The organism is Bradyrhizobium rifense, from assembly GCF_008123425.1.
Taxonomy (GTDB): domain Bacteria; phylum Pseudomonadota; class Alphaproteobacteria; order Rhizobiales; family Xanthobacteraceae; genus Bradyrhizobium; species Bradyrhizobium rifense.
Map to the genome: position 1 here is coordinate 1 of NZ_VSSS01000104.1, position 4,093 is coordinate 4,093.

Here is a 4,093-nt window from a genome sequence, read left to right on the forward strand (position 1 = left end):
AGATGTGTATAAGAGACAGAAATTGGGGAGCAGGTCAGTCGGTGCAGAGAAAGTGCACCGCGCCATCGCTGGCGCGGCTAGATGAGAGCAGGCGTGATTGTGCATCCCAGCAAATTCGCGTCACGTGTTAAGTCAATTCGATCCGGGTCGAGCGAAAAGCGTGGATGCGCCAATCAATCCTAGCCCCCGCTTTCGGTTACGGCTCCGAAGATTGACCCGCGATCATGAAATCGGCCTTTCGAGCAACACACCGCCCCCTACTCCCACTCAATCGTCCCAGGCGGCTTGCTGGTCACGTCATACACCACCCGGTTCACGCCCTTCACCTCGTTGATGATGCGCGTGGCGGTCTCCCCTAAGAACTTCATATCGAACTGGTAGAAGTCCGCGGTCATGCCGTCGGTCGAGGTGACGGCGCGCAGGCCCACGACGAAGTCGTAGGTGCGGCCGTCGCCCATGACGCCGACGGTCTTCACCGGGAGCAGCACGGCAAAGGCCTGCCAGATGTCGTCGTAGAGGCCGTGCTTGCGGATCTGGTCGATGTAGACGGCGTCGGCCTGGCGCAGGATGTCGAGTTTGTCGCGGGTGATGTCGCCGGGGCAGCGGATGGCGAGGCCGGGGCCCGGGAACGGGTGGCGACCGACGAAGATTTCCGGAAGGCCGAGCTCGCGGCCGAGCTTGCGCACCTCGTCCTTGAACAACTCGCGCAGGGGCTCGACGAGCTTCATGTTCATACGCTCGGGCAAACCGCCGACATTGTGGTGCGACTTGATCGTCACCGAGGGGCCGCCGGTGAAGGAGACGCTCTCGATCACATCAGGATAGAGCGTGCCCTGCGCGAGGAAGTCGGCGCCGCCGATCTTCTTGGCCTCCGCCTCGAACACCTCGATGAAGAGGCGGCCGATGGTCTTGCGCTTCTTTTCGGGATCGGTGACGCCTTCGAGCTCGCCCAAGAATTGCTTGGAGGCATCCACGTGGACGAGCGGGATGTTGTAGTGGTGGCGGAACAGGTCGACGACGGTCTTGGCTTCATCAAGGCGCAGCATGCCGTGATCGACGAACACGCAGGTGAGCTGGTCGCCGATGGCTTCGTGGATCAGCACGGCCGCGACGGCTGAATCGACGCCGCCGGAAAGGCCGCAGAGCACCTTGCCTCGGCCTACCTGGGCGCGGATCTTTGCGATCTCCTCCTCGCGGAAGGCGCGCATGGTCCAGTCGCCGGAGAGGCCTGCGATCTTGCGGACGAAATTGCGGATCAGCTTTGCGCCGTCGGGGGTGTGCACGACTTCGGGGTGGAACTGCATCGCGTAGAATTTGCGCTTGTCGTCGGCGATCACGGAGATCGGCGAGCCCGATGCCTTGGCCACGCCGCGAAAGCCGTCCGGCAATTTGGTGACGCGGTCACCATGGCTCATCCAGACCTCGTAGCGGCCGCCCTTCTGCCAGACGCCGTCGAACAGCGCGCAGTCGTCGGTGATCTCGATGGTGGCGCGGCCGAACTCACGGTGATGGCCGCCCTCGACGGTGCCGCCGAGCTGCTGCGCCATGGTTTGCTCGCCATAGCAGATGCCGAGCACCGGCACGCCGGCGGTGAGAATCGAGAGCGGTGCGGCCGGTGCATTGTCGTCGAGCACGGAGGCCGGGCCCCCGGAGAGAATCACCGCTTTCGGCTTCATCTCTAGAAAGGCCTGTTCGGCCTTGTTGAACGGGACGATCTCGCAATAGACGCCGTCCTCGCGCACGCGACGCGCAATCAGCTGCGTCACCTGGCTGCCGAAGTCGATGATGAGAATCTTGTCATGCGCCGAGGCCACTGAGGGCGTCGACGACTCGCGGTTCTGTGCTGCTGTCATGGCAAGCAGATACGCGACGGGGGCTTTTCCCGCAACCGCGCGAGGCACGCACCCACATTCTTCTTTGGGCATGGACAAACGGATATATGTCAGTACTATTGACCTAATTTGCCCCACCATGAACCAGGGGCCAATCAGGGAGAACGCTCGTGTCACAGCACCATCAGCCATCACAGCTTGCCGCGCTCGGCCGGACCTGGGTCGAGGCCTGGAACGCCCGCGATCTCGAACGCGTGCTCACGCTCTACGACGACGCGGCCGTGATGACGTCCGACCGCATCCCGGCGATGGGATTCGACGCCAGCGGCACCGTGCGCGGCAAGGACGCGCTGAGGGCGTATTGGGGCAAGGCACTCGGGCTGCTGCCGGACCTGCACTTTTCGCTGATCGACGTGTTCGTCAGCCCTGACAGCGTGGTGGTGTTTTACGAGAACGAGCGGGGCAAGCGAATCTGCGAGTATTTGCGGGTGAATGATGCGGGGCTGATCGTGCAGGGATCGGCGAACCATCTGCCGCAGTGAACGCCTTGCAACGCGGCCAATCTCGTCCCGTCATCCTGAGGTGCGAGTTCTGCGGCGCGCAGCGACGCAGGGCGAGCCTCGAAGGATGAACGGCCGAGCTGCCAGCCGGGCCGTCGCCCTTCGAGGGCCGCTGAAGAAGCGGCCACCTCAGGGTGACGGTGATGGAATCGCAATGACGGAGACTGCGGCGGACGCGTGCGCTAACACTGCGTCCGCCGGCACCGACAGGACCCACCCCATGAAGCTCCCCACCTCGCCCTTCACCGTCACCGACTGGAGCAAGGTCGAAGCGACCACGCATCCCGGTGAGACCGGGCACGCGCTGTGGCGCACGCTCAACATCGGCGATCTCCGGGTACGGATGGTGGAGTATTCGCCGGGCTATCTCGCCGATCATTGGTGCGACCGCGGCCATGTGCTGTACGTGCTCGCGGGCGAGCTCGACAGCGAGTTGCGCGACGGGCGCAAGTTCAAGCTCACGCCGGGGATGAGCTACCAGGTCTCGGATTTTGGCGACGCCGCGCACCGCTCATCGACGGCGGTGGGTGCTACTCTTTTCATCGTCGACTAATCGGAACCCCGCTGTGTGCAGCGCAAAATAGCAAAGCTTGCCCGGCTCGCCACGAGCGCGTGGCGCCTTGAAGTTGCCCCAAAAAATCGCTAGATTGTGACCATCGATCCTTGGCCGAACGACTGGGCCGCTCCGTCTCATTTCAATGGGCGAGCACGTTTCAGGTATTTCTCCAAAATCGACCAACCGGGATAATGGGCGCAGCAATGTGCATTTGTCCCCCTGAGTGCATCGTCAATTGAAAGGAAATGACTATGGCAATGGGCACCGTGAAGTGGTTCAACAACCAAAAGGGCTTTGGCTTCATCCAGCCGGATGACGGCCAGAAGGACGTCTTCGTTCACATCAGCGCCGTTGAACGCGCTGGTCTGAGCACCCTCAACGAGGGCCAGAAGGTTTCGTTCGACATCGTTGCGGACCGCCGCAGCGGCAAGTCCTCGGCCGACAACCTCCGCGCCGGCTAGTTGACCGCACAATTCGCGATCTGACCACGGACGTACCGGCAGATCGTAGGATTACAGAAGCCCCGCCACCGGGATCCGGTGGCGGGGTTTTTGTTTGGGAAGATGGTGCCACACCCGCGGTGCCGTAGGGTGGGTTAGTCTTACTGAGTCACTCGGCCGCGCCCGCGAGGGCGGAGAATCAAATATTTGAAGAGATTCAATATTTGGCACACGGAGGGCCAGATGGATCTCAACCAGGTTGAAGACAGCGAGGCACGGTTTACGGCGTATGTAGCGGGACTGGGACGTGTGATTGGTCAGGCGGTGCGGATGAGGCCACTGCGTGACTATTGCACGGGGTTGATGCTGCCGGGTGAACGCAAGAGCGTTGAGCCGATGGCGGCACGAACGGCGCCGGCGCGGACGGCAGCCCAGCACCAATCACTGCTGCATTTTGTTGGTAACGCGAGTTGGTCGGACGCGGACGTGTTGGCCAAGATCCGCGAGATGGTACTGCCCGCAATCGAAAGGAGCGGACCGATCGAGGCGTGGATCATCGACGACACGTCATTTCCTAAGCAAGGCAAGCATTCGGTCGGCGTTCACCACCAATATTGCGGTCAGCTCGGCAAGCAGGCCAACTGCCAGGTGGCGGTGTCCCTGTCGATCGCCAACCATGCCGCCAGTCTTCCGGTGGCTTATCGG

General features: G+C 62.3%; 5 protein-coding genes. 4 read left to right on the forward strand and 1 reads right to left on the reverse strand.

The genetic code is table 11. The features are described from left to right. Positions 1–257: 257 nt before the first annotated feature. Entirely contained in the window at positions 258–1,853 is a 1,596-nt protein-coding gene (guaA, locus tag FXB40_RS45980) for a glutamine-hydrolyzing GMP synthase (protein WP_148778859.1), read from the reverse strand. Between the two features lie 149 nt (positions 1,854–2,002). On the opposite strand from guaA, the gene FXB40_RS45985 reads away from it, so the two are divergent. From FXB40_RS45985 to FXB40_RS46000, 4 genes are all read left to right on the forward strand, one after another. Further along, the gene (locus FXB40_RS45985) at positions 2,003–2,374 is read left to right on the forward strand and encodes a nuclear transport factor 2 family protein (protein WP_148778860.1); all 372 of its coding nucleotides are present in this window, start codon (positions 2,003–2,005) and stop codon (positions 2,372–2,374) included. A 238-nt stretch (positions 2,375–2,612) separates the two neighbouring features. Beyond that, positions 2,613–2,945: a DHCW motif cupin fold protein gene (locus tag FXB40_RS45990; protein ID WP_148778861.1), complete on the forward strand. Its 333-nt coding sequence runs from the start codon at positions 2,613–2,615 to the stop codon at positions 2,943–2,945. 254 nt (positions 2,946–3,199) lie between these two features. Continuing rightward, the gene (locus FXB40_RS45995) at positions 3,200–3,409 is read left to right on the forward strand and encodes a cold-shock protein (protein ID WP_148749473.1); all 210 of its coding nucleotides are present in this window, start codon (positions 3,200–3,202) and stop codon (positions 3,407–3,409) included. A gap of 222 nt (positions 3,410–3,631) precedes the next feature. Then, a partial coding sequence (locus FXB40_RS46000) for a transposase (protein ID WP_148778862.1) occupies positions 3,632–4,093 on the forward strand: 462 nt, incomplete at its 3' end.